Source organism: Pseudidiomarina aquimaris, from assembly GCF_003987395.1.
Lineage (GTDB): Bacteria > Pseudomonadota > Gammaproteobacteria > Enterobacterales > Alteromonadaceae > Pseudidiomarina > Pseudidiomarina aquimaris.
Genome location: NZ_PIPT01000001.1, coordinates 516,027 through 540,393 on the forward strand (window position 1 = coordinate 516,027; position 24,367 = coordinate 540,393).

A 24,367-nucleotide genomic window follows, 5' to 3' on the forward strand; every position below is an offset into this window, starting at 1 on the left:
TATGATTAGCCAATTCAGTAGTTTAAATTTCGGTCTCGGTGAAACCGCAGATATGATTCGCGAGTCGGTGAACGCCTTTGCGCGTGATGAAATCGCCCCGCGCGCCACAGAAATTGATGAGAAAAATGAATTCCCTGCGGACTTATGGCAGAAATTTGGCGAGTTAGGCCTCTTGGGTATGACGGTACCGGAAGAATATGGTGGTTCTGGTCTGGGCTATCTTGAGCATGTCATCGCAATGGAAGAAATTAGCCGTGCCTCTGCCTCAGTCGGCTTGAGCTACGGTGCCCATTCGAATCTTTGCGTTAACCAGATCGCCCGTAACGGTAATGAAGAACAAAAACAAAAATACCTACCGAAGCTATGTTCTGGCGAGCATGTGGGTGCGTTGGCGATGAGTGAACCCAACGCCGGCTCAGATGTTGTGAGCATGAAATTGCGTGCGGAGCTGAAAGGCGACCATTACGTGCTCAACGGCAATAAAATGTGGATCACCAATGGCCCTGACGCTGACGTGTTAGTTGTCTATGCGAAGACCAACCCTGAGAAAAACTCGCGCGGCATTACCGCCTTTATTATCGAAAAAGACTTCCCAGGATTCCGCACTGCGCAAAAACTCGACAAATTAGGTATGCGCGGCTCAAACACTTGTGAGCTGGTATTTGAGGACTGCAAAGTTCCGGCAGAAAATATTCTTGGTGAACTCGACCGCGGCGTCGAAGTGTTAATGAGCGGCCTTGACTACGAGCGGGCCGTGCTAGCTGCAGGTCCACTTGGCATTATGCAGGCCTGTTTGGACGTGGTTGTGCCTTATATCCACGACCGTAAGCAATTTGGCCAAAGCATCGGTCAGTTCCAATTAATTCAAGGTAAAGTTGCCGACATGTACACGCGCACCAACGCGGCGCGTGCTTATGTGTATGCCGTAGCGCAAAGCTGTGACCGTGGCGAGACCACGCGAAAAGACGCGGCGGGTGCTATTTTGTACGCGGCGGAATTGGCGACCCAGTTGGCGCTTGACGCCATTCAGTTGCTTGGCGGAAACGGCTACATTAATGAATATCCAACCGGGCGCCTGCTACGTGATGCTAAACTCTACGAGATCGGCGCAGGTACTTCAGAAATCCGTCGTATGTTGATTGGTCGCGAACTTTTTAGCGAATCCGCTTAAGCAGGAGCTTTATTGTGACGGTATTATCCAGTTCAATTAATCCAAAAGACGAAACCTTTCTTGCCAATGCCAAAGCCATGCAAGAAGTCGTCGATGATCTTTATCAGAAGGTCGACCTGATCAAGCAAGGCGGCGGACCGAAATATCAAGAACGCCACCTTGCCCGCGGCAAGCTGCTCGCACGCCAGCGCATCGAAAAGCTGCTCGATAGCGGTTCTCCGTTTCTCGAAGTCGGTCAGTTTGCGGCCTGGGAATGTTATGACGATAGCGTCCCTGCCGCAGGCGTTGTGGCCGGTATCGGTACAGTGGAAGGCGTGCAGTGCATGATCGTCGCCAATGATGCGACGGTCAAAGGCGGCACCTACTACCCGCTTACCGTGAAGAAACATTTGCGCGCGCAAGAGATTGCCGAGCGTTGCCACCTACCGTGTATCTATTTAGTAGATTCCGGTGGTGCGTTTTTACCGCGCCAAGACGAAGTTTTCCCAGACCGTGATCACTTTGGTCGGATCTTCTTTAACCAGGCCAACATGTCAGCCAAAGGTATTCCACAGATTGCCGTCGTTATGGGACTCTGTACCGCTGGTGGTGCCTATGTGCCAGCCATGGCGGATGAGAGTATCATCGTTAAAGAGCAAGGTACGATTTTCCTCGCTGGCCCGCCGTTAGTTAAAGCGGCGACCGGTGAAGAAGTCAGTGCTGAAGAACTCGGTGGTGCCGACGTTCACACCCGTGTTTCTGGCGTTGCCGATCATTATGCAATGAACGATGAGCATGCGTTAGCGCTGGCCCGCCGTTCAGTTGCCCGCTTGAACTATCAAGGCGCTAAGCCGCTCACCCCTGCAGAGGTCAAGCCACCGCGCTACGACGCGCAGGAGCTCTACGGCATCGTCGGCACCGATCTGCGTAAGCCTTACGATGTGCACGAAGTCATTGCCCGTATTGTCGATGACTCCGATTTTGACGAGTTCAAACAGAATTACGGCAACACCTTGGTTACTGGTTTCGCGCGTATTCATGGCTATCCGGTTGGGATTGTTGCTAATAACGGCATTCTCTTTTCGGAATCGGCCCAAAAAGGCGCGCACTTCATTGAGCTGTGCGCACAACGTAATATTCCGTTGGTATTCTTGCAAAACATCACTGGCTTCATGGTCGGCAAGAAGTATGAAGCGGAAGGTATCGCCAAGCACGGGGCGAAAATGGTGACCGCGGTAAGTTGCGCCCAAGTGCCGAAGTTTACTGTCCTGATTGGCGGTAGCTACGGTGCTGGTAACTACGGCATGTGCGGTCGTGCCTACGACCCTACTCTTATGTTCATGTGGCCTAATGCCCGTATCTCGGTGATGGGCGGCGAACAGGCAGCCGGCGTTATGGCACAAGTGACCAAAGACAACATGGCGCGCAAAGGCGAGAAAATGTCCGCCGCAGCCGAGAAAAAACTTAAGCAGCCGATTGTCGAGCAGTACGAAAAGCAAGGCCATCCCTACTACGCTTCAGCACGCCTCTGGGACGATGGCATTATTGACCCTGCACAAACTCGTACGGTACTGGGCTTGAGCCTCGCTGCCGCGAATAATGCACCGATCACCGAAACGAAATTCGGTGTGTTCCGCATGTAATAGGAGGGCTTATGAATTATCAGTACATTACGCTTGCTATTACCCACGGCGTCGCCACCCTAACGTTAAATCGGCCTGAGGTGCATAACGCCTTTGACGATGTCATGATTGCCGAGCTTATCGATGCTCTGCAACAGGTTGAACAAGATGAGCAGGCGCGACTCTTGGTGTTGCGCTCCAACGGGCGCAATTTCTCCGCCGGTGCCGATTTAGCTTGGATGCGCTCGATGGCCGACAAAAACTATGACGAAAATATCGCCGACGCCAACGAGCTCGCACGTCTAATGGCCAACCTCGACGCGCTCAGCAAACCCACTATCGCGGTCGTACAAGGTGCAGCCTTTGGTGGTGCTGTAGGTCTCGCTGCGTGTAGCGATATCGTGCTCGCCGAAGAGCGCAGTAGTTTTTGCCTAAGCGAAGTCAAAATTGGGCTAATCCCAGCAGTCATTAGTCCCTATGTCATGCGCGCCATTGGCACGCGCCAATCGCGCCGTTATATGCTTACTGCCGAACGTTTCAGTGCCGCGCAAGCCCAACAAATGGGGTTGGTTCATAGCATTGTCGAAGATTTCGATACCGCGCTGGCGGAACTCACTGAAACTTTTCTAGCCAACAGCCCAGCCGCTGTCAGCGCCTGCAAAAAGCTGATTGCTGACATCGATCAACAGCCAATTGCCGCCGAAAGCCAGCGCTTAACGATTGAGCGCATTGCTGAGATCCGTGTCTCAGCAGAGGGCCAAGAAGGCTTAACCGCCTTCCTTGAGAAACGCAGTCCGAACTGGAAAAAGGATCCGCAATGATCAACAAATTGCTAATCGCCAACCGTGGTGAAATTGCTTGTCGTATCATCCGCACAGCGCGCGCAATGGGCATCACGACCGTTGCTGTTTATTCAGCAGCGGACCGCCATGCACAACATGTGCAACAGGCCGACGAGAGTATTTTTATAGGCCCGGCAGCTAGCGCCGAAAGCTATTTGGTGATTGATAAGATCATCAACGCGGCAAAACAAACTGGTGCCGATGCCATTCACCCTGGCTATGGCTTTTTGTCAGAAAATGAAACCTTCGCAGATGCTTGTGCCGCCAACAACATTATCTTTGTTGGCCCGCCGACCAGTGCGATTGCTGCCATGGGCTCAAAGAGTGCCGCCAAATCCATCATGAGCGAAGCCGATGTACCTTTGGTCCCTGGTTATCATGGCAATGAGCAAAGCGTTAAAAAGCTGAAAGACGAAGCCGATGCTATTGGTTATCCGGTGCTACTCAAAGCAGCTTACGGTGGTGGCGGTAAAGGGATGCGTGTCGTCGAAAAAGCGCAAGATTTCGATGAAGCATTGCAGTCGGCCAAACGTGAAGCAAAAGCCTCATTTGGCAACGATAAAATGTTGGTGGAAAAGTTTATCACCCGCCCGCGTCACGTTGAGATCCAAGTGTTCTGTGACGAGCACGGTAACGCCGTCTATCTTGCCGAACGTGATTGCTCGGTGCAGCGTCGTCACCAAAAAGTGATTGAAGAAGCGCCGGCCCCTGCCCTCAGTGAACGCACTCGGAAAGCCATGGGTGAAGCCGCCGTGCGTGCTGCCCAGGCGATTGATTATGTGGGTGCGGGCACAGTGGAGTTCTTGCTCGACACCGACAACAGTTTCTACTTTATGGAAATGAACACGCGGCTTCAAGTTGAGCACCCCGTCACCGAGATGGTGACCGGTCAGGACCTGGTTGAATGGCAGTTACGGGTCGCCAGCGGCGAAACCTTGCCACTTGCGCAAGACCAGATCACCCTGCACGGACATGCCTTTGAAGCACGTATTTATGCCGAAGACCCGGCCAATGACTTTCTTCCGAGTACCGGCGTTTTGCATCATTTACGCACACCAGCAGACTCTGCCTTTGTCCGCATCGACAGTGGCGTAGTTGAAGGTGACGAAGTCAGTGCCTTCTATGACCCGATGATTGCGAAGCTGGTGGTCTGGGGCGAAGACCGCACGATTGCGTTACGCCGTTTGTTGCAAGCTTTGGACGATTACCGTATTGCCGGGGTTCGCACGAATATTGATTTTCTGCGTGCTATTGCTCGCCACAAAGATTTCCAACGGGCTGAATTAACCACGCGCTTTATCGAAAAGCACCACGATGCCCTCTTCCAGCAGCCTGCAGCACAGGTGATTGAGGATTATGCAGTGTTGGCTACACTGGCAGAAAACTTGATTGAGCAAAGCTCAGCAGCAGATGTGTGGCGTCATGCACGAAATTTCCGCCTGAATCAGCCGGCACAATTTGGCCTCCAGCTCCAGCATAATGACGAAGATTATGCGGTTACGCTCACCGCTACGGCGAGCGGTTGGCAAAGCAACTACAATGACAGTTGTTGGCAAGCGGAGTTGCACGGCGATGAACTGCAAGTTAGTAAAGACGGCCATCGCTACAGTGTTTATGTAATGCACACTGAACACGACATCACGGTCTTCTCGAGTGAGCTTAGCGTGCGCTTTGCCCGCCACTTAGTCGCAGATACCTTGGTACAAGATAGCGCTGCCGGTTCCATGAATGCGCCGATGAACGGCACCATTGTCGAGGTCTTGGTGCAGCCAGGGGATACCGTGGCAGCCGAGCAAGCGGTGGTGATTATGGAAGCAATGAAAATGGAATACACCATTCGTGCCAGCCATGCCGGCGAAGTCGAACAAGTGTTCTACGCAGCCGGTGACTTGGTTAGCGATGGTGCCGAGTTAGTCAGTATCAAAGCAGACGAGTCCGACGCATGAGCCAAGATCTAACAGCTCCAGACATTAAAATCGTTGAGGTGGGTCCACGCGATGGCTTGCAGAATGAGCAGGCCGTCACCACTGCCGCCAAAATCCAGTTAGTCGATAACCTCGCACGAGCAGGCGTTGGCTACATCGAAACGGGATCTTTCGTCAGTCCGAAGTGGGTCCCGCAAATGGCAGATAGCAGCGAAGTGTTTGCTGGAATCGAGCGCCATGCCGGGGTAACCTATGCGGCTCTGACACCCAATTTGAAAGGCTTTGAAGCTGCGCTAGCCGCGGGTGCTGACGAAGTCGCCATCTTTGGTGCTGCCTCCGAAGGCTTCAGCCAAAAGAACATCAATTGCAGTATTGCCGAGAGCCTCGAGCGCTTCGCCCCAGTACTCGAAGCGGCAAGCCAAGCAAACCTCAAGGTCCGTGGCTATGTCAGCTGCGTCTTAGGCTGTCCGTATGACGGCGAGATCGCGCCCGAACAGGTTGCTTGGGTGGCCGAGAAGCTCTATCAAATGGGCTGCTATGAAGTGTCCTTGGGCGACACTATCGGTGTCGGTACGCCAAGTAAAGCGCAGCGCATGCTCGAGGCGGTCGCCAGCAAAGTTCCGATGGAAAAGCTCGCCCTGCACTTCCACAACACCTATGGCCAAGCACTCGCAAATATCGCCAGCTGCTTACCATTGGGCGTGCGCACTATCGATAGCGCGGTGGCCGGTTTAGGCGGCTGTCCTTACGCAAAAGGTGCGAGTGGTAACGTCGCCAGTGAAGATGTCATTTATATGCTGCATGGTATGGGCTTTAATACCGGTATCGACTTAGCAAAACTCATCGCCGCTGGGCAAGACATTTGCGACGCTTTAGGGCAACAACCCCGTTCTAATGTCGCCTTAGCGGAAATCGCAAAACACACAAATTAATTATTGGGGGCCAGATAATGACAACGAAAATGCTGTGGCAACCTTCAGCGGATACCATTGCCAATGCCCGCATGACACATTTTATGCAGTGCTTGAATCAAGACAAAGATTTAGCGCTTGCTAACTATCACGACCTCCATTCGTGGTCTGTGCAACACAGTGCTGACTTTTGGCGTTATGCTTGGGACTACCTCGGTGTTATCGGCAAACCAGGTTCGCAGGTAGTCGCCGACCAAGACAAGTTACCGGGTGCTCAGTGGTTCCCTGAAGCCACGCTGAATTTCGCGGAAAACCTCATGCGTTATAACGACGAGCGCATTGCTTTAGTGTTCCGCGGAGAAAATGGCACGCGCCAAGCATTGAGTTACCAAGAGTTACATCGCCAAGTCGCGCTCGTTGCGGCGCATCTGCGCAAATTAGGTGTAACGAAAGGTGATCGCGTTGCGGCAATGATGCCGAATTGCTGCGAAACCATTATTGCCATGCTTGCCACCACCAGCTTGGGTGCCATCTGGTCGTCTTGTTCGCCTGACTTCGGGGTGCAAGGTGTCCTCGACCGCTTCGGTCAAATTGAACCGAAAGTTTTGCTGACCGTTGACGGTTACTTCTACAACGGCAAAACGCTCGATATTAGTGAGAAAACCAAAGCTATCAGAGCACAGTTGCCCACGCTAGAACACACGATTTTCGTTGCATTTGCGGAACTGGAACAGTCACTTCCTGAGGCAAGTGCCGATTGGCATTCGATTGTGGCTGCGCATCATGAAGTGCCCGAATTAACTTTTGTGCAGACCGATTTTAATCATCCGCTGTATATCATGTTCAGCTCAGGCACCACAGGTGTCCCCAAATGTATCGTCCATGGTGCGGGTGGAACGCTACTCCAACATCTAAAAGAACATGCCTTACACACCGATTTGAAACGCGACGATGTGTTCTTTTATTTCACTACTTGCGGCTGGATGATGTGGAACTGGCTGGTTTCTGGCCTCGCACAAGGTGCAACCCTCGTGCTGTTTGATGGCTCCCCGTTTTATCCAGCACCGAGTGTACTTTGGGATATTGCTGATCAAGAAGCGATCAGTGTATTTGGTACCAGCGCGAAATACCTCTCAGCGCTTGAAAAAGCGGAGTGTAAGCCGGGTAAGAGTCATCAACTCGACGATCTTCGCGCCATTTTGACCACTGGCTCAGTGCTGGCACCGGAAAGCTTCGACTATGTCTACCGTGACATTAAGACAGATATTTGTTTGTCATCGATCTCCGGCGGTACCGACATTGTTTCTTGTTTTGCCTTAGGCTGCCCTATCCTGCCCGTTTATCGCGGTGAGCTGCAATGCAGAGGGCTTGGGCTCGATGTACAAATCTTCAATGAAGCCGGTGAGGCCGTACGCAACCAAAAAGGCGAACTCGTCTGCCGCAATAGCTTTCCCTGCATGCCTATTGGGTTTTGGCATGACGAAAGTGGTGAACGTTACTTTAACGCCTATTTCGCGCGCTTTGATAACACTTGGGCGCACGGTGATTATGCCGAACTCACCGACCATGACGGGGTGATCATCTACGGACGTTCAGACGCAGTGCTCAATCCTGGCGGAGTGCGTATCGGTACGGCCGAGATCTATCGTCAGGTTGAGAAAATTGATGAGGTACTCGAGAGTATCGCTGTTGGCCAGCGCTGGCAGGATGACGAACGCGTTGTACTTTTCGTACGCTTGCGTGAAGGACTTGAGCTAGACCAAGAGTTACAACAGCAAATTCGAACTATTATTCGCGCCAATGCAACGCCACGACATGTGCCTGCTGTCATCGCCCAAGTGCACGATATTCCGCGCACGATTAGTGGCAAGATCGTTGAGCTCGCCGTCCGTCAGGTGATTCACGGTGAACAGGTAAAAAACACCGATGCTCTAGCAAACCCAGAAGCGCTGCAAGAATTCGCAGAGCGCCCTGAGCTGCAGGAGTAGCGAAGATAATGCAAACGCGTTGGCGATTGATACGTCGATTATTGTTGATCCTTTTGCTCGGCTGTGTGCTGACGCTGGTGTCAACGCGTTTCATTCTGCTGGCCGAAGAGCAGACCATCCGCCAACGCTTGCATGACGACAGCCGTCAAATTCAATATCAGCTGCGTCATGTTATGCTCAATTACACTTTTGCGACCGAGTGGACGGCTCGACGGTTAGATACGGACGACCTTAGCTTCAGTGAGCAGCTTGATAGCGAAGCTTCATCACTCTTCCTCTTTTACCCTTCGTTACAGCGTATTCTGGTCTTGGATAGTGAATTCAATAAGCGTTTTGAACGATTCCGCAGTGAAGAACAACCGCTTGCCAAGCAAAATTTTGCCAACAGTGCGCTTGCTCAAGCCGCCACCGACATGTCTCAAATTCCACATGCACAAAGTTTGCTAGACGAAGAATTTGCCAGTAGCGCAAGCGACATTCTCGTCGCTATGCCGTTCGAAAGCGCAAGCGCCACGCACTATTTGGTTATTGTCGTCAACATTCACAAACTCATCGATCAGTTAATTCGACAGCAAATTACGGAAGGCTATCAAGTCGCAGTTAAACTGAATGAACAAAGCATCTACCGATTTGCTGGCAACGACGACTTACGTGATGAATGGTTGGTGGAACGTCCACTTTCGTTCACCACAAACCGCTGGACACTTGAACTGTGGCCGACGCCAGAAAAACTCAGCGAAATGTATTCGGCCAGTGCGCAATTAGTCTTCTTCGGTGGCTTGCTTTTAACCGCTGGCGGTCTTGTGCTCGGTTGGCGCTCTCTGCGCTTACATAAAACCGTGAGCGAACAGCAAAAAGAAGTTAAGCAATTACGCAAGCGCTTAAAAAATATGCATGCAACTGAAGCCAAGCTGGTATTTCTGTCTGACCATGATGCACAAACAGAGTTACCTAATAAGAATGGCTTGAAGAATTACTTACTGCAGCAACTTGAAAGTACAGCTAACGAGCAGCACGATTTACATTTATTGGTTATCAGTATTGATTCACTGCGCGAACTAAACCATGCACTCGGTCATCCGGTGGGCGACGAAATAATCCAGCGGATCGCCTTGCGAATCAACAAAGCTTTACCCGATGCTGTCTATTTAGCACGCACTACGATTGATACTTTCGTTGCCGTACAAAGTGCTCAGGAGCCTGGTAACTCAGTCGATGCCCTCGCCCGCTCGATACGCGAAGCAATCAGTCCTCAGTTATTTATCGATGACCACGAAATCTACTGTTCGGCATCCATAGGGATCGCCTCCGCTAAAGATGCTAATTACCAGCTCGAAACATTATTCCATAACGCCGATGCGGCACTCTACAACGCCAAACTGCAAGGCTATTTTGGTATTGAGCATTACCAGCCGGAAGAACGCTTTGAGTTAAGCGAGCGCCGTGAACGCCTGCATGCCTTGCGTGTCGCATTAGAGAAGCACGAGTTAGAGCTAAATTATCAGCCAATCATTCAGTTGCGCAGTCATCGCGCTGAGAGTGTTGAGGGCTTATTACGCTGGCGTACCGCACAGGGAGACGTTATTGAGCCCCGTCAATTCCTCAATCTGATGGAACAAACAGGGCTGATCTTTTCGCTGACCGAGTTTGTCATCCGCAGCGCCTGTCAACAACTCAAGCGCTGGCATCAAGCAGGTATTGAACCGCTAAGCATGGGGCTTAATTTTTCATTACGTCAGTTGACCATGCCCGAACTACCAAAATTGTTAGAGCAACACATCAAGCGCGCGCAATTGGCACCCGATGATATTCAACTCGATATTGATGCGGCAGCTTTTCTGCAGCTTTGTGACCATCACCACGAAACCCTTATGCAGTTTAAAAAGCTCGGCGTACGCCTTTGTGTTAATCTTCTGGGCGTGAGTCATCAATTACTGCAAGCCATGCGCTTTTGTAGTCCGCATGCGATAAAAATTGCACCTGAACTCGTTGCCGACATTCCCAACGAGCCGGTACAGACAGAGCTGGTTGAAAGCATCATTCGTCTCGCACAAAATTCACATTGTCAGGTCATTGCTGTGGCCGTTGAAAACCATCAGCAAATCGACTTTTTGAAACAACGAAACTGTTATTTAGCGCAAGGCAATTTACTTGCTACAGTGCTTACAGCAGAACAACTAGGCCCGTTATTGCAGAGCCCTTTCTCAGGCTCGCAACCGCCACTAGCGTCTTTATAGGAGTCCATTATGCAACGCGAAAGTATGGAATTTGATGTCGTTATCGTCGGAGCTGGTCCTGCCGGACTCGCGACCGCTATCCGGCTCGCTCAACTGGCACAAGAGCAAGAGCAGGAACGTATGATTTGCGTCGTAGAAAAAGGCTCTGAGGTCGGTGCTCACATCTTATCAGGAGCGGTTTTCGAGACGCGTGCATTGGACGAACTCTTGCCGAATTGGAAAGAATTAGGCGCGCCGTTATCAACACCTGTTACTGAAGACCATATTTTTTATTTCAATAACGCTGAATCGGCACGTCGTTTACCTAATTTCATGGTTCCGAAAACCTTTCATAATGAAGGTAACTTCATTACCAGCATGGGAAATGTCTGCCGCTGGCTAGCGGAGCAGGCCGAAGCATTAGGCGTGGAAATCTTTCCTGGCTTTCCGGCTGCCGACGTCATTATCGAAGACGGCAAAGTTGCTGGTGTGATTACCGGCGATATGGGCCTATCTGCAACAGGCGAAGAAAAAGATAGTTTTGAGCCTGGTATGGAATTACGCGCCAAGTACACTGTTTTTGCTGAAGGCTGCCGCGGGCATTTAGGCAAGCGTCTACAGGACGAATTCAAACTTAACCAAGACGCTTCCCCCCAACACTACGCGATAGGCTTTAAAGAAATCTGGGATGTGCCAGCAGAACAGCACCAGCCGGGTTTAGTGGTACACAGCACTGGCTGGCCGCTGAATAATGACGCAACCGGTGGCGGTTACTTGTATCACGCCGAAGATGGGCAAGTTTATGTGGGGCTGATTGTTGATCTAAACTATGCCAACCCTTACCTGAATCCATTCCAGGAGTTCCAGCGCTTCAAAACGCATCCCGAAATTGCCAAAGTATTGAAAGATGCGAAACGTGTCACCTATGGTGCGCGTGCCATTGCCAAAGGTGGTTTTTATTCGTTACCGAAAATGACGATGCCAGGCGGTATGCTCGTTGGTTGTAATGCAGGCACATTAAACTTTGCCAAAATTAAAGGCAATCATACCGCAATGAAGTCAGGTATGTTGGCAGCAGAATCCATCCACGAAGCCCTAAGTGCTGAACAAGCTCAAACGGAACTCAATAGCTTTACTGATAAATTTAAAGATTCATGGCTGTATGATGAACTTTATCGTTCACGCAACTTTGGCCCTGCGATCCATAAATTCGGTACATGGATGGGCGGCGCATATAACACTCTCGATCAAAACTTCTTCGGCGGTAAATTACCTTTTACCATTAAAGATGAAACTGCGGATTATGCGAGCCTCGGTAAAGCAAGTTCTTATTCACCGATTGATTATCCGAAGCCTGATAATAAATTAACTTTCGATCGTCTTTCTTCGGTGTATTTGTCAAATACCAACCATGAAGAAGATCAGCCATGTCACTTAAAACTTAAAGACGCAGATATTCCTCTTACGGTTAATTTACCTGACTATGCGGAACCAGCGCAGCGTTATTGCCCTGCAGGCGTTTATGAAGTTGTTGAAGAGGACGGCAAAGCTGTCTTTAAAATCAATGCGCAAAACTGTATTCATTGCAAAACTTGTGACATTAAAGATCCAAGCCAAAATATTACTTGGGTAACACCTGAGGGCACTGGCGGACCGAATTATCCAAATATGTAAATACGGTGAATCTCCCGTCTCAATAATTGTAAGATATCGCCGACGACAAAATAAGATTGTCGTCGGCGTTTATTTTTTATTTAATAGAAATCCTTTTAATAACTTTGGACTAAAAAACAATGAGTGACTTTTTAGATATCCTGACGCACGGACGTCGTCTTAAAGCTGCGGTAAAGGAACTATCTATTCAAGAATTAGAAGAAGTCGAACAAAAGTTAGCGAAGGTTATTGCTGACCGCCGCGAAGAAGAAGCTGAATTACAAAAGCTTGAAGCAGAGAAGCAACGTAAAATAAAAGAGCTTCGTGAAGCGATGGCAGCCGCTGGTATTGATGCTGCAGAACTTTTGGAAGGTGAAGTTAAGACTACTTCAAAACCCAAACGTAAGCGCGCACCCAAGCCGGCTAAATATGCCATAGTTGATGCCAATGGCGAACGTAAAACGTGGACTGGACAAGGCCGTATGCCGAATGCCTTAAAAGAGGCATTAGCCCAAGGCAAAAGCTTAGATGACTACCTCATCTAGATAAAAAAAAGCCCCTTAATTGAAGGGGCTTTTGCTTTCTCTCTTCGTCAATTCATTCTTAATTAATCATGCAGAGTAATTTTTACTTCACCAATACCTGCATCAATATTGATACGTGCTTCGCCTTTTCCTGAGGCACGACCTGAGGCGCTAATAAAGTGGCGTTCGTTATTACTATTATCACCGCCACGAATATCTACCTCACCAATACCAACATCCGTTTTAACATCCGCGATGTCACCGTAAATGGCTAAATCCACCGCGCCAACACCCAAATCAACTTGAAAATCTGCAGCGTACATTTCGCCACTTATCTCACCGACTCCTAAATCGAGATCAACTTCAGCAACTTGTGGTAAATAGAGAACCCAGTTCAATTCAATATCGTCTTGCTCTGGAACACGAAGACGAAGCGTATCGCCATTTTGTTCTGCCGTTAGTTCCACCGCATCTAAATTACCGCCGCTAAAGAATCCCGAGTCACCCTCTTCCGCAACCAGTTTTACTTCAAGCTCGTTGCCTTCGGCACGTTCAAAACGCACGGTACCAACACCTGTTTCTAGATCGACTCGCGTGTCTGAGGTCACTTGATACGTTGCATGAAACGTTCGCTCATTGGCATTCGCGGTGCTCGCAAACGGCAGACTTAAAGCAGTTACCGACGCAATTAAAAATAAAGCGGAAAACCAAACTGTTTGTTGGCGTGTCATTGTTATTCTCCCACATTTAGCAATTTGTATTGCTCGCTACGAAACTTTAGACGCTGGCGATGTTGTAATAGTTGACAGCATCAAGAAAATTAAACTTCGTAGATTACAATGCAGATACCATGCCAACTTATTTTTATATTTATTTTTCAGTTAGTTAGTTATTTCAACGTCATTCTTTTGGCGCTACTGACAGCTAAGCAATTCGCCAAACTCACAAAAATATGATGAAATTCACCAACGTTTTCATCGACCCTAATAGCCCTACGATCATGAGCCACAGCATTGAAGCCATCGGGACCATTCACTCGCCCTACGCGCAAAAGTTTGCGATACCGCGACAACCGGGTTTAGTGACCGCTGCACAGGCTCACATCGAATTGCATGCAGGCTATGACGCCAACACGGTTCGTGGCCTGAGTGGGTTTAGTCATATTTGGGTGTTGTTCCTATTTCATGAAAATCTCTCCCAGGGTTGGCAGCCGTTGGTGCGTCCTCCCCGTTTAGGTGGCAACAGCAAGGTTGGTGTCTTTGCCAGCCGTTCGACCTTCAGACCCAATGGGATAGGTATGTCCGTGGTCGAGCTCGTTGAGGTCATAGAGCAAGGAAACAAAACAACACTGGTGGTGCGTGGTGGCGACTGGGTCAATGGTACCCCCGTCATCGATATCAAACCCTACCTGCCTTATGCAGATGCGATTCCCGAGGCCCAAGGCGGTTACGCGGCAACAGCCCCAGATAAGGCGCTAAATGTAAGTTTCGACGCACAAGCTGAACAGCAACTACAGCAATTAACGCCAAACTATCCTCAATTAGAGCTATTGATTTGCCAGGTACTCGCGCAAGATCCGCGTCCAGCTTACAAACGTGGCAAGCCATCTGAGCAAATCTACGGCATGCAACTTTATGATCTCAATATTCAATGGCGAGTCGAAGATCAACAAAACATCGTTTTAAACATCACGAAAGACTTTTGACCAAGCCCCGCTGCTGGTAGAATCCTCAGCAATTAAACGAATCGAAAAGGGATATCATGCGCACCAGTCATTATCTTCTTGGCACGCTCAAAGAAACGCCTGCCGACGCCGAAGTTATCAGTCATCAGCTTATGTTGCGCGCGGGCATGATCCGCAAAGTCGCAGCAGGTCTTTACACTTGGACGCCCACCGGCTTGCGCGTTTTGCGTAAGGTCGAAGCTGTCGTACGTGAAGAAATGGAGCGTGCTGGGGCGCTTGAAGTGCTGATGCCGATGGTGCAGCCCGCAGATCTTTGGGAAGAGTCTGGACGTTGGGAAGATTACGGCCCTGAACTGCTGCGCCTCAAAGATCGCAACCAACGAGACTTCGTCTTAGGCCCAACCCACGAAGAAGTTATCTCAGAGCTGGTTCGCAAAGAAGTGAACAGCTATAAGCAACTGCCGTTGAACCTATTCCAAATTCAAACCAAATTCCGTGATGAGATCCGCCCACGCTTTGGCGCCATGCGCGCCCGCGAATTCATCATGAAGGATGCATATTCGTTTCATCTCGATCAAGCCAGCCTGCAAGAGACTTATGACGCCATGCATGCGGCGTACTGCCGCGTTTTCGAGCGCTTAGGTTTGGATTACCGCCCAGTCATTGCTGACACAGGATCGATTGGCGGTAGCTCATCACATGAATTCCATGTACTAGCCGATTCAGGCGAAGACGATATCGCTTTCTCAGATAGCTCTGATTATGCTGCGAACGTTGAATTGGCAGAAGCGTTAGCCCCTGCCACTGACCGTCCAGCGCCAAGCGCAGCGATGGAAAAAGTCGCGACGCCCAATGCTAAAACCATCGAAGCTTTAGTAGAGCAGTTCAAGCTACCGATCACGCAAACGGTCAAAACGCTGATCGTGCACGGCGCTGATGAAGGTAAACTGGTTGCGCTTATGGTTCGAGGCGACCACAGCTTAAACGAAATCAAAGCAGCGAAACTTGAACAGGTGGCAAGTCCACTCGAATTCGCCAGTGAAGAGGAAATCCGTGCAGCCATCGGCGCAGGTCCAGGCTCTCTCGGTCCGGTCGACTTACCGCTCGAACTGGTTATCGATCGCAGTGTGGCGGTCATGGCGGACTTCGGTGCAGGCGCTAACGAAGATGGCTTCCACTTCTTCAATATTAATTGGGAACGCGATGTTCCAATGCCAACCGTTGCTGATTTACGTAACGTGGTCGAAGGCGATGCCAGTCCTTGCGGTCAAGGTACGTTGCAAATCAAACGTGGTATCGAAGTCGGACATATTTTCCAGCTCGGCAAGAAGTATTCAGACGCCATGAAAGTCGGTGTCCTCACCGAAAGCGGCAAACACGAGAACTTAATGATGGGCTGCTACGGCATCGGCGTTTCACGTATTGTCGCCGCAGCAATTGAGCAAAATCACGACAAGTTCGGCATTACCTGGCCGGCAGCCTTAGCGCCGTTCCAAGTTGCTATCGTACCAATGAACATGCACAAGTCAGTGCGCGTGCAAGAAACAGCTGAGCAGCTCTATAGCGAGCTAAAAGCTGCCGGTGTAGATGTCTTGTTCGATGACCGCAAAGAGCGCCCTGGCGTTATGTTTGCAGATATGGAATTGATCGGTGTCCCCCATCAAATCGTTATCGGTGAACGCAACCTTGACGAGCAAGCGGTCGAATACAAAAACCGTCGTTCAGGCGAAAAAACTAAAGTCGCCATCAGCGAAGCTGTCGCCACAGTCCAAAAGGCCCTCAAAGACTAAATGCGCTATTCGCTATTCGCTGTTTGATGTTTGTTTCAACAAAGAACAAACAGCGAACATCAAACAACGAAAAAGCCTCGCCGAAGCGAGGCTTTTTTTTAGCTTTCTTGACCGGCGAGCGGCTCAACGTAGTGCAAATGCATATCCCACGGAAAGTGAATCCACGTTTCCTGTTCGAGATCTGCCACATAATCGTCAACCAAGTCCATACCCGCAGGCTTCGCATAGACCGTAATGAACTTCGCTTTCGGTAAGCGCTCGCGCAGAAACTTCAGCGTGTTACCGGTATCGACTAAGTCATCGATCACCAAAAAGCCTTCGCCGTCGTCGGTACAACTGACATCTTTTAATAAGGTCACACTGTCACGCTGACTGTCGTGGTCATATGAACTTACACAGACGCTCTCTACTAAGCGGACATTCAGTTCTCGTGCGACGATAGCAGCCGGCACTAAGCCACCACGGCTCACTGCGATAATACCTTGCCATTGCTCAGCTGGTAGTTGGCGGCGTGCCAACTCTTTAGTAGCTCGATGTAACTCTTCCCAAGATACGAAAAATTCGCGATTTGTATGCCATCCCATGATGTCTTACCCCAACCAAATGAATTTTGCGACAAACAATGCTGCTAATACAGCAACACTCCAATTTAATTCTTTATAACGCCCACCTAGCGCTTTTACGACAACGTAACTGATGAAGCCAAGCGCGATACCATCGGCGATTGAATAGGTTAGCGGCGTCATAAGCAACACCACTGCGACCGGAGCCGCTTCGGTAACGTCGTCCCAGTCGACTGAGCGTAAGGTAAAGAGCATCAGCACTGAAACGTAAATAATCGCTCCTGCGGTCGCGTATGCCGGCACCATGCCGGCTAGCGGTGCAAAGAAGATAGCCAAAACAAACAGCACACCCACCACAACTGCGGTGAGTCCGGTCTTACCGCCTGAAGCGACCCCTGATGCTGACTCGATATAACTAGTGGTGGTCGAAGTACCCAGCATTGAGCCGGCCACGGATGCGGTTGAATCGGCCATAAGAGCTTTTTCTAAACCTGGTAACTTACCATTCTTGTCCGTCATTCCGGCGCGTTGCGCAACCGCCATAAGCGTGCCCGAGGTATCAAACAAATCAACAAACAAGAACGCAAAGATGACACTCAACATGGCGACATCAAATGCACCCGCGATATCGAGTTGCATAAAGGTCGGCGCTAAGCTAGGAGGTGTCGCGACAATTCCAGTATAGGTGACGTCACCGAGTAACCAACCGATAAAGGTGATTAGCAAAATACTTATGAGCGCGGCGCCTTGTATTTGACGTGCCACCAAGCCAATGATCAGGAAGAAGCCCAGCCCGGCAAGCAACACCGACAGCTGCGACATATCGCCCAGCGTCACCAACGTTGCCTCATGCGCAACGATTATATTGGCGTTTTGTAGACCGATAAGCGCCAAGAAAGCACCGATGCCAGCAGCAATCGCAAGGCGTAAGGTCGCTGGAATCGAGTTGATGATCCACGAGCGGATACGCAGCGCTGACAATAAAAAGAATAAAATGCCAGAAAAGAACACGGCGCCAAGGGCCGCCTGCCAGGTGTAACCCATACCAAGCACGACGCTGTAAGTGAAAAAAGCATTGAGCCCCATGCCGGGCGCTAGAGCTACCGGATAATTGGCCCAGAGGCCCATGATCAAGCAACCAATCGCAGCGGCAAGACAGGTTGCGACAAAGACCGCACCTTGATCCATACCCGCTTGGCTTAAAATAGAAGGGTTTACGAAAATGATGTAAGCCATGGTCAGAAAGGTGGTGACACCACCGATCACCTCGGCTTTCACTGAACTCCCTTGAGCCCTAATCTTGAAAAGCTTTTCCAATACAGATTGGAATCCACTCACAGGTCATTCCCCCACTCTTTTTGCAGTATTTAAGCACGTTAAAAAATTGCGCTAGTGTACCTGAAAGTGCGCAAAATTGCTCGGTCAATATGCTCTAGAATTATGGTAGAATCGCCGCAAAATGATCGGCAGCAAGGAGTTTTCATGCCAAAAGTAATCTATATCGATGCCAATGGTGGCGAATTTGAAGCAGAAGTTCCGGTAGGCCAAAACCTCATGGAAGGTGCGGTGGACAATATGATTGATGGCATCCTTGGCGAGTGTGGTGGCGTCATGTCATGTGCGACGTGCCATGTTTACGTTCCGAAAGAGTGGGAAGACAAACTTCCGCCCGCTTCTGAGCGCGAAGAAGATATGCTCGACATGGCGGTCGACCCGCAAGATAACAGTCGCTTAAGCTGTCAAATTGAGATGACCGAAGAACTTGACGGCATCGTTGTGCATATGCCGCGCTCGCAGTTCTAAGTTTAGGGTGCGTCTACCTGCATAAAAACTTCGTCGTGATAACCGGTGGTGACACGAATCAGGCCACATAGCTGGTCATCGACTTCGGCATCACCGGTATCGACTAACAAAGGTTTTCCGTCGAGCTGTTGTAGTTTGGCTTTGGTTGCCACGACCCAAATCGCCTCTTTTCCTTCTGTCTCGAGCAAGTGTGCCAGCAAGGCCGCACTGAGTTGTTGATTGCCGCGCCCGAAAATATGGCCCTGACCACCAATCACGGTGACGATTAAACGCGCTGGCTGACCTGCGCTGATCACCATCTGCTCCAATTGCCGCGCGGTTACATCACGGGCCAGGAGCTCACCATTTTTAACCACGTCAACGCCAAGTAAGGTGTTTTCCAGCCCGAGCTCTTCCATTACCGCGGCGACGGTCGAGCCCGAACCCATAATATAAAGCTGATCATCTTCCATACGCTCGACAATATCCGCAGCGATATCAGCAAGTACCAGCTCGTTACTCTCTTTACCGCCCATTTTTACTGCTTGCACATAACGTAGCTCGGCGGGTACGAGCATTTCACCATAGCGCTTAGCGCGCACGGTGCCGGCACGAAAAGCCGTTTCGTCAATGTCCATGACATCGGCATGAGTTACCGTAGTTAACTGACCTTGCAGCATTTGCACGACCACTTTTCCGGCCGCACGCGGGCTCACCGCGTACACGCCGGAGTGGATTTTCACCCCTGCGGGAATACCCAATACCGGCTGTTCTTCAGGCACCACAGCGAAAACATCGCGTGCGGTACCATCACCGCCAGCAAATAATAGTAAATCCACTCCAGCAGCGATCAGTGCCGCTACCGTGGCTTTGGTATCTTCTGCTGTGCTGGGCGTATTGCCCGTGTAGACCACTTCACAAGGCAGTCCCGCTTGGGCACAGCTTTCTTCACCTAAGCCATCTGCGCCGGTGAGGATCTTGCAAGCAAGCTGATGCTTACTGAGTTCAGTCAATGCTTGTGCGGCGCGTTTGGGCGCTTTCGGTTCAGCGCCAAGTTCGCGCGCCTTTTGGGCCGTCTCAGCACCATCGCTGCCTTTAAGCGCTACACTTCCACCTAAACCTGCTGCTGGATTCACCACTAAGCCTAAACGAAACTCTGTCATGCAACCCCCTGCAATTGGCGTGTTTGTAGACGCTCTGCGCGCACGAGATCGAGCTGTGGCCACGGTTGTTGATAATGCGCTGCAAGCGCCCGCGCGAAACGTTCAGCGCGGGGCGGAACACCCTTCGCCAAGTACGTACACAGCTGCTGGTGCACAGCATCAGTAAAGGCAGCACGGTCGACGTCAATACCACCGAGGTTATCGATACTTACTTGAAAGGGTATGCCTGCACAACGCGCGAATAGCCACTCTAGCGCTTGAGGCTTACGCTCGACCTGCTCAAATTGGGCCTGTTGTGCGGCATTTCGACCATCGGGTTCATACCAATAGCCATAATCTTCTAACTGCCGACGTTGTTCACCGGCAATGCACCAGTGTGCAATTTCATGCAGCGCCGAGGCGAAGAAACCGTGAGCGAAGATAATTTGATGCGTACCCGTCGCGTCAGAGGCGGGTCGGTAAAGCGGTTCATCGTCGCCAGCAACCAACTCAGTGCGAAACTCGTGATAAAAACATTGGTGAAAGAGCTCAATGAGCGTCGAATAATGGTGACTGCACATACTCTTATAACTTGTTATGAACCATTCTGTGCGCGCTGTCGCAGCCAGTGATCGACTATCACTAAGGCTGCCATCGCTTCCACAATCGGTACGCCACGAATGCCCACACATGGGTCATGGCGGCCCCGCGTGACCACGGTTTGCGGTTGATTAAAACGGTCGACGGTCTGACCCGGCTTGGTGATGCTCGAGGTTGGCTTAAATGCCACTTCAGCAATCACCGTCTGACCACTGCTAATACCGCCTAACACACCACCTGCGTTATTACTTAGAAAGCCTTCCGGGCTTATTTCGTCGCGATGTTCACTACCTAATTGCCCTGCGGCGGCAAAGCCATCGCCAATGCTTACCGCCTTCACCGCATTGATGCTCATTAGCGCTTTCGCGAGATCGGCGTCAAAACGGTCAAATACTGGCTCACCTAGCCCGGCTGGCACACCGGTGACTTCGAGGCGCACGCGCGCACCCACCGAGTCCCCTTGCTTTAAAAGCGCTTTTAGGTACTCACCTGTGGTCTCCGCCACACTTGCACTCGGCATAAACAGTGGATTCTGGTGAACTTGCTCCCAAGCGAAATCAGCGCTGTCTCGCGCAATGCTGTGCGGACCGATTTGCGTCACACCCGCATAAAACTCGATGCCCAATTCTTGCTTTAACAGCTTACGTGCAACCGCACCCGCAGCAACTCGCATTGCCGTCTCGCGTGCCGATGAACGACCACCGCCACGATAGTCACGAAAGCCGTATTTTTTATCGTAGGTGTAATCTGCGTGTCCCGGACGGTAGAGATCTTTGATAGCAGAATAATCTTTGCTGCGCTGATCGGTATTCTCAATCAGTAAGCCAATGGGCGTGCCTGTGGTACGCCCTTCAAATACCCCAGACAATATTCTCACTTCATCTGCTTCACGGCGTGCTGTGGTATAGCGGCTTTGCCCCGGTTTGCGGCGATCCAGCTCGTGTTGTAAGTCAGCTTCAGTGAGTTCTAAGCCCGGCGGGCAACCATCAATGATAGCGCCAATGGCAGCACCATGGCTCTCACCAAAAGTTGTGACACGAAAAAGTTCGCCAAAACTGTTACCGGGCATAGTAAGTCCTAAAATCTAAAGGTTAAAAGCTAGCTTGATGTTCCAGTAATTCCTGTCGGGTCAGCAGGAAAACACCGTCCCCGCCGCGCTCAAACGACAGCCAAGTAAATGGTACCTCGGGATACAGCTCCATCATGTGCACCATGGAATTACCGACTTCGCAAATTAAGATACCATGTTCGGTGAGATGTTGTGGTGCTTCACGCAAAATCGTTCGCACTAAATCAAGGCCATCTTCGCCAGCCGCGAGTCCTAATTCAGGCTCATGGTGGAACTCGGCAGGTAAATCAGCCATATCTTCTGCATCCACGTACGGCGGATTGGTAACAATCAAATCATAGCGCTGCTCGGGCACGGCACTGTAGAGATCTGACACCATCGGAAACACGCGATGTTCAAGCTGATGCGCGGCAATATTTTCTTCCGCCACCGCAAGGGCGTCCGGCGAAATATCAAGCGCATCTACTTCTGCATCAGGAAACGCATACGCACAAGCAATCGCAATACACGCACTGCCCGTGCAGAGGTCCAGAATATGCTGCGGCGGTTCAGTCAGCCAAGGCTGAAATTCGCTTTCTATAAGCTCGGCAATCGGTGAGCGCGGGATCAGAACACGCTCGTCGACTTTAAAGGGTAAGCCTGCAAACCAAGCTTCCCCGGTCAAATAAGCGGCCGGTTTACGCGCTTCGATACGCTCCTGCAAGAGTCGCAAAAATAGTTCGCGCTCCGCATCGGTCATAACAGCCTTACGGAAACGATCTAATTGCATCAAATCAAGATGCAGCACATGCGCCAATAAAACTTGCGTCTCAGAATCGGCGTTATCGGTACCATGGCCAAAGAACACCTCCGCACCATGCATGCAGCTGATGCCCCAGCGCCAATGATCTTCAATGGTTGTTAGCTGTTGAGCCACGCTTTCAGAATTGTGCGTCAACGTTGTTCTCCGCTCGTCAAAATAAATTAATTACGCCAGTTCAGCCACGGCCATGCGCTCAAAACGCCCTTTGAGGCCGTCCACATCGAGCGTGATTTCAGCGATACCCGCCGTAGGGAATAAAATCGGCTCCATGCGCGCATCCAACTCTGCCACCAAATAACTCACGAATGGCATATGCGATACGATTGCCACATGTTGCACACCGCGACCGCGCTGTTGCAGTTGCGCAAACAACCAGTCGGCAAAATGTTGGGCATCGCCCTCGGGGGTAATGTCATCGCAATCAGATTGCTCGGACACCTTGACCTGCTGCGCAAGAATGGCGGCAGTTTGCCGCGCGCGAACGTAGGGGCTGACCAAAAGCCAATCGAGCTGCTCGGCCCCTTGCTCGGCAAGATAGTGCCGCAACCATTGCGCGTTCATGATAACTTCTTGCTCGCCATAGGCGCTTAACGGACGAATCGCATCGCCTTGTAAGGCCTGCGCTGGCATTGCTTCACCATGACGCATAATGTAAAACTTCACTTTTTTCGTGCTGTGATGCTTCACTCGTCTTCACCATCGGCATTCGTGGCGCGACGACGTCGCCCTCCGGTTACCGGATCGGCGCGACCATCATCTTTCGCTTGTTCGGCGCGCTTGCGCCGAATCGCCTTCGGATCGGCTATCAAAGGCCGATAAATCTCGATACGATCGCCGTCGCGCGGTTCATGATCTAGTTTCACCGCTTTACTCCAAATACCGACTTTTTGCTCGTTTAGATCGATTTCGGGAAAGTACCGAGCAATTTGTGATTGCGCGATGCAATCGGCAACCGAGGTACCCTTGCGCACCCGCAAAGGTACAATCTGCTGACGCTCAGGGGTTGCATAGGCAACTTCGATTTGGATTTGCTCTTGGCTCATTTAGGAAGTTCCGTACACCTGTTCCGCACGCTTCACGAAAGCATCTACCATGCGACTTTGCAATTCATTGAAGATATTACCAAAAGCCAAGCCGAGCAAGCGATTCGCAAACTCAAACTCGAGCTCAAGGATAATCTTACAAGCGTTCTCATCTAAACGCTGGAAGCGCCAGCCACCGCGCAAGTAGCGAAACGGACCATCCACGAGTTCCATACCTATGCGGCTCGACGGTTCCAAGGTATTGCGGGTCGTGAACGATTTACCGACGCCCGCTTTACTGATATCGAGGCGCGCCACTTTGGTCTGCTCTGTTTGCTCAAGCACCTGTGCTGAGCGGCAACCAGGGACAAATTGCGGATAACTTTCGATGTCATTGACCAACGCATACATCTGCGCATCGCTGTACGGCACTAGTGCGCTTCGTTCAATGCTGGGCATACCGATTCCTTGCCTTGCGTTAAAATGCCCGCATGATACCGTAAATTCAGGGCGTGATCACCCATTCTCAATTGACCGCGAAGTTTCTCTGCAGAAACGAATTTTCTTTTAATATTGGATGCGTATAATAGCCGCCATGAGCAAAGCAAAATCCCCCGCAAATTCAGGTACTATCGCGCTTAATAAAAAAGCGCGCCATGAGTATTTCCTGGAAGACAAATTCGAAGCTGGTATTGCCCTGCAAGGTTGGGAAGTGAAAAGCATCCGCGCCGGAAAGGTCAATATTGCGGACACCTATGTCATCGTCAAAGACGGCGAGGCTTACCTATTAGGCGCGCAAATTCAGCCGCTATTGTCAGCGTCCTCGCACGTCGTATGCGATCCAGAGCGCACGCGCAAATTGCTGCTGAAAAAGCGCGAGTTAGACAAGTTGATCGGAGCAAGTGAACGCGAAGGTTACGCGATCGTCGCGACTGCGATGTATTGGAAACGCCACTTGGTCAAGCTTGAAATCTATCTAGCGAAAGGTAAAAAGTCTCACGACAAACGTGACACAATTAAAGAGCGTGATTGGCAACGACAGAAGTCGCGTATTTTGAAACATAGTATTCGCTAATTTTTTT

23 protein-coding genes are annotated in these 24,367 nt (G+C 50.7%); 13 read left to right on the forward strand and 10 right to left on the reverse strand.

The window, feature by feature from the left end:
• Window position 1: 1 nt before the first annotated feature.
• From CWE21_RS02540 to CWE21_RS02580, 9 genes are all read left to right on the forward strand, one after another.
• Window positions 2-1,171, forward strand: a complete 1,170-nt coding sequence (locus CWE21_RS02540) for an isovaleryl-CoA dehydrogenase (protein ID WP_126832837.1) — start codon at window positions 2-4, stop codon at window positions 1,169-1,171.
• Between the two features lie 14 nt (window positions 1,172-1,185).
• Window positions 1,186-2,793, forward strand: coding sequence for a carboxyl transferase domain-containing protein (locus CWE21_RS02545; protein ID WP_126832839.1), 1,608 nt, complete (start codon window positions 1,186-1,188; stop codon window positions 2,791-2,793).
• Window positions 2,794-2,804: 11 nt separating this feature from the next.
• Complete coding sequence (locus tag CWE21_RS02550) at window positions 2,805-3,593, forward strand: enoyl-CoA hydratase-related protein (protein ID WP_126832841.1); 789 nt, start codon at window positions 2,805-2,807, stop codon at window positions 3,591-3,593.
• Entirely contained in the window at window positions 3,590-5,560 is a 1,971-nt protein-coding gene (locus tag CWE21_RS02555; protein WP_126832843.1) for an acetyl-CoA carboxylase biotin carboxylase subunit, read from the forward strand. The genes CWE21_RS02550 and CWE21_RS02555 overlap by 4 nt, the downstream gene beginning before the upstream one ends.
• A complete protein-coding gene (locus CWE21_RS02560) occupies window positions 5,557-6,471 on the forward strand; it encodes a hydroxymethylglutaryl-CoA lyase (RefSeq protein ID WP_126832845.1) in 915 nt (304 codons plus the stop codon). The genes CWE21_RS02555 and CWE21_RS02560 overlap by 4 nt, the downstream gene beginning before the upstream one ends.
• A 17-nt stretch (window positions 6,472-6,488) precedes the next feature.
• A complete protein-coding gene (locus CWE21_RS02565; RefSeq protein ID WP_126832847.1) occupies window positions 6,489-8,438 on the forward strand; it encodes an acetoacetate--CoA ligase in 1,950 nt (649 codons plus the stop codon).
• Between the two features lie 8 nt (window positions 8,439-8,446).
• Window positions 8,447-10,675, forward strand: coding sequence for a putative bifunctional diguanylate cyclase/phosphodiesterase (locus tag CWE21_RS02570; RefSeq protein ID WP_126832849.1), 2,229 nt, complete (start codon window positions 8,447-8,449; stop codon window positions 10,673-10,675).
• Between the two features lie 9 nt (window positions 10,676-10,684).
• Complete coding sequence (locus CWE21_RS02575) at window positions 10,685-12,328, forward strand: electron transfer flavoprotein-ubiquinone oxidoreductase (RefSeq protein ID WP_126832851.1); 1,644 nt, start codon at window positions 10,685-10,687, stop codon at window positions 12,326-12,328.
• 119 nt (window positions 12,329-12,447) lie between these two features.
• On the forward strand, window positions 12,448-12,852 hold the full coding sequence (locus CWE21_RS02580) for an H-NS family histone-like protein (RefSeq protein WP_126832853.1): 405 nt from the start codon (window positions 12,448-12,450) through the stop codon (window positions 12,850-12,852).
• Between the two features lie 62 nt (window positions 12,853-12,914).
• Here CWE21_RS02580 and CWE21_RS02585 read toward each other — a convergent pair whose 3' ends face one another.
• A complete protein-coding gene (locus CWE21_RS02585) occupies window positions 12,915-13,562 on the reverse strand; it encodes a hypothetical protein (protein WP_126832855.1) in 648 nt (215 codons plus the stop codon).
• Window positions 13,563-13,831: 269 nt separating this feature from the next.
• On the opposite strand from CWE21_RS02585, the gene tsaA reads away from it, so the two are divergent.
• Window positions 13,832-14,536 carry a tRNA (N6-threonylcarbamoyladenosine(37)-N6)-methyltransferase TrmO gene (gene tsaA, locus CWE21_RS02590; RefSeq protein ID WP_126832987.1) on the forward strand — a complete coding sequence of 235 codons (705 nt, stop codon included), beginning with the start codon at window positions 13,832-13,834 and terminating at the stop codon, window positions 14,534-14,536.
• A 56-nt stretch (window positions 14,537-14,592) separates the two neighbouring features.
• Complete coding sequence (locus CWE21_RS02595; RefSeq protein ID WP_126832857.1) at window positions 14,593-16,305, forward strand: proline--tRNA ligase; 1,713 nt, start codon at window positions 14,593-14,595, stop codon at window positions 16,303-16,305.
• A gap of 98 nt (window positions 16,306-16,403) precedes the next feature.
• Here the strand turns inward: CWE21_RS02595 and gpt are convergent, their stop codons facing one another.
• Both gpt and CWE21_RS02605 read right to left on the reverse strand, forming a co-directional pair.
• Window positions 16,404-16,889: a xanthine phosphoribosyltransferase gene (gpt, locus tag CWE21_RS02600; RefSeq protein ID WP_126832858.1), complete on the reverse strand. Its 486-nt coding sequence runs from the start codon at window positions 16,887-16,889 to the stop codon at window positions 16,404-16,406.
• A gap of 6 nt (window positions 16,890-16,895) precedes the next feature.
• Window positions 16,896-18,206: an NCS2 family permease gene (locus CWE21_RS02605; protein WP_241970197.1), complete on the reverse strand. Its 1,311-nt coding sequence runs from the start codon at window positions 18,204-18,206 to the stop codon at window positions 16,896-16,898.
• 144 nt (window positions 18,207-18,350) lie between these two features.
• Between CWE21_RS02605 and CWE21_RS02610 the strand changes: the two genes are divergently transcribed.
• Window positions 18,351-18,671, forward strand: coding sequence for a 2Fe-2S iron-sulfur cluster-binding protein (locus CWE21_RS02610; protein ID WP_126832860.1), 321 nt, complete (start codon window positions 18,351-18,353; stop codon window positions 18,669-18,671).
• A gap of 2 nt (window positions 18,672-18,673) precedes the next feature.
• On the opposite strand, the gene CWE21_RS02615 is transcribed toward CWE21_RS02610, so the two are convergent.
• Genes CWE21_RS02615 through CWE21_RS02645 form a run of 7 tightly spaced genes read right to left on the reverse strand, consistent with a single transcriptional unit; the run spans window position 18,674 to window position 23,744 of the window.
• Complete coding sequence (locus CWE21_RS02615; protein ID WP_126832862.1) at window positions 18,674-19,813, reverse strand: ATP-NAD kinase family protein; 1,140 nt, start codon at window positions 19,811-19,813, stop codon at window positions 18,674-18,676.
• Window positions 19,810-20,373: an elongation factor P hydroxylase gene (locus tag CWE21_RS02620; protein WP_126832863.1), complete on the reverse strand. Its 564-nt coding sequence runs from the start codon at window positions 20,371-20,373 to the stop codon at window positions 19,810-19,812. The genes CWE21_RS02615 and CWE21_RS02620 overlap by 4 nt, the downstream gene beginning before the upstream one ends.
• Before the next feature lie 14 nt (window positions 20,374-20,387).
• Window positions 20,388-21,461, reverse strand: a complete 1,074-nt coding sequence (gene aroC, locus CWE21_RS02625) for a chorismate synthase (protein WP_126832865.1) — start codon at window positions 21,459-21,461, stop codon at window positions 20,388-20,390.
• Between the two features lie 22 nt (window positions 21,462-21,483).
• Entirely contained in the window at window positions 21,484-22,398 is a 915-nt protein-coding gene (gene prmB / locus CWE21_RS02630) for a 50S ribosomal protein L3 N(5)-glutamine methyltransferase (RefSeq protein WP_126832866.1), read from the reverse strand.
• A 30-nt stretch (window positions 22,399-22,428) separates the two neighbouring features.
• A complete protein-coding gene (sixA, locus tag CWE21_RS02635) occupies window positions 22,429-22,950 on the reverse strand; it encodes a phosphohistidine phosphatase SixA (RefSeq protein WP_126832868.1) in 522 nt (173 codons plus the stop codon).
• On the reverse strand, window positions 22,947-23,306 hold the full coding sequence (locus CWE21_RS02640; RefSeq protein ID WP_126832870.1) for an RnfH family protein: 360 nt from the start codon (window positions 23,304-23,306) through the stop codon (window positions 22,947-22,949). Before CWE21_RS02640 ends, sixA begins: the two co-directional genes overlap by 4 nt.
• Window positions 23,307-23,744 (reverse strand): type II toxin-antitoxin system RatA family toxin, encoded by a 438-nt coding sequence (locus tag CWE21_RS02645; RefSeq protein WP_126832872.1) that lies wholly within the window; start codon window positions 23,742-23,744, stop codon window positions 23,307-23,309.
• Between the two features lie 136 nt (window positions 23,745-23,880).
• On the opposite strand from CWE21_RS02645, the gene smpB reads away from it, so the two are divergent.
• Window positions 23,881-24,360, forward strand: a complete 480-nt coding sequence (gene smpB, locus CWE21_RS02650) for an SsrA-binding protein SmpB (protein ID WP_126832874.1) — start codon at window positions 23,881-23,883, stop codon at window positions 24,358-24,360.
• The last annotated feature ends 7 nt before the right edge of the window (window positions 24,361-24,367 follow it).

Coding starts and splice junctions, on each gene's coding strand:
- CWE21_RS02540 (WP_126832837.1), top strand. CDS start 2: ATGATTAGCCAATTCAGTAGTTTAAATTTCGGTCTCGGTGAAACCGCA.
- CWE21_RS02550 (WP_126832841.1), top strand. CDS start 2,805: ATGAATTATCAGTACATTACGCTTGCTATTACCCACGGCGTCGCCACC.
- CWE21_RS02555 (WP_126832843.1), top strand. CDS start 3,590: ATGATCAACAAATTGCTAATCGCCAACCGTGGTGAAATTGCTTGTCGT.
- CWE21_RS02560 (WP_126832845.1), top strand. CDS start 5,557: ATGAGCCAAGATCTAACAGCTCCAGACATTAAAATCGTTGAGGTGGGT.
- CWE21_RS02565 (WP_126832847.1), top strand. CDS start 6,489: ATGACAACGAAAATGCTGTGGCAACCTTCAGCGGATACCATTGCCAAT.
- CWE21_RS02570 (WP_126832849.1), top strand. CDS start 8,447: ATGCAAACGCGTTGGCGATTGATACGTCGATTATTGTTGATCCTTTTG.
- CWE21_RS02575 (WP_126832851.1), top strand. CDS start 10,685: ATGCAACGCGAAAGTATGGAATTTGATGTCGTTATCGTCGGAGCTGGT.
- CWE21_RS02580 (WP_126832853.1), top strand. CDS start 12,448: ATGAGTGACTTTTTAGATATCCTGACGCACGGACGTCGTCTTAAAGCT.
- CWE21_RS02585 (WP_126832855.1), bottom strand. CDS start 13,562: ATGACACGCCAACAAACAGTTTGGTTTTCCGCTTTATTTTTAATTGCG.
- tsaA (WP_126832987.1), top strand. CDS start 13,832: ATGAGCCACAGCATTGAAGCCATCGGGACCATTCACTCGCCCTACGCG.
- CWE21_RS02595 (WP_126832857.1), top strand. CDS start 14,593: ATGCGCACCAGTCATTATCTTCTTGGCACGCTCAAAGAAACGCCTGCC.
- gpt (WP_126832858.1), bottom strand. CDS start 16,889: ATGGGATGGCATACAAATCGCGAATTTTTCGTATCTTGGGAAGAGTTA.
- CWE21_RS02610 (WP_126832860.1), top strand. CDS start 18,351: ATGCCAAAAGTAATCTATATCGATGCCAATGGTGGCGAATTTGAAGCA.
- CWE21_RS02615 (WP_126832862.1), bottom strand. CDS start 19,813: ATGACAGAGTTTCGTTTAGGCTTAGTGGTGAATCCAGCAGCAGGTTTA.
- CWE21_RS02620 (WP_126832863.1), bottom strand. CDS start 20,373: ATGTGCAGTCACCATTATTCGACGCTCATTGAGCTCTTTCACCAATGT.
- aroC (WP_126832865.1), bottom strand. CDS start 21,461: ATGCCCGGTAACAGTTTTGGCGAACTTTTTCGTGTCACAACTTTTGGT.
- CWE21_RS02640 (WP_126832870.1), bottom strand. CDS start 23,306: ATGAGCCAAGAGCAAATCCAAATCGAAGTTGCCTATGCAACCCCTGAG.
- CWE21_RS02645 (WP_126832872.1), bottom strand. CDS start 23,744: ATGCCCAGCATTGAACGAAGCGCACTAGTGCCGTACAGCGATGCGCAG.
- smpB (WP_126832874.1), top strand. CDS start 23,881: ATGAGCAAAGCAAAATCCCCCGCAAATTCAGGTACTATCGCGCTTAAT.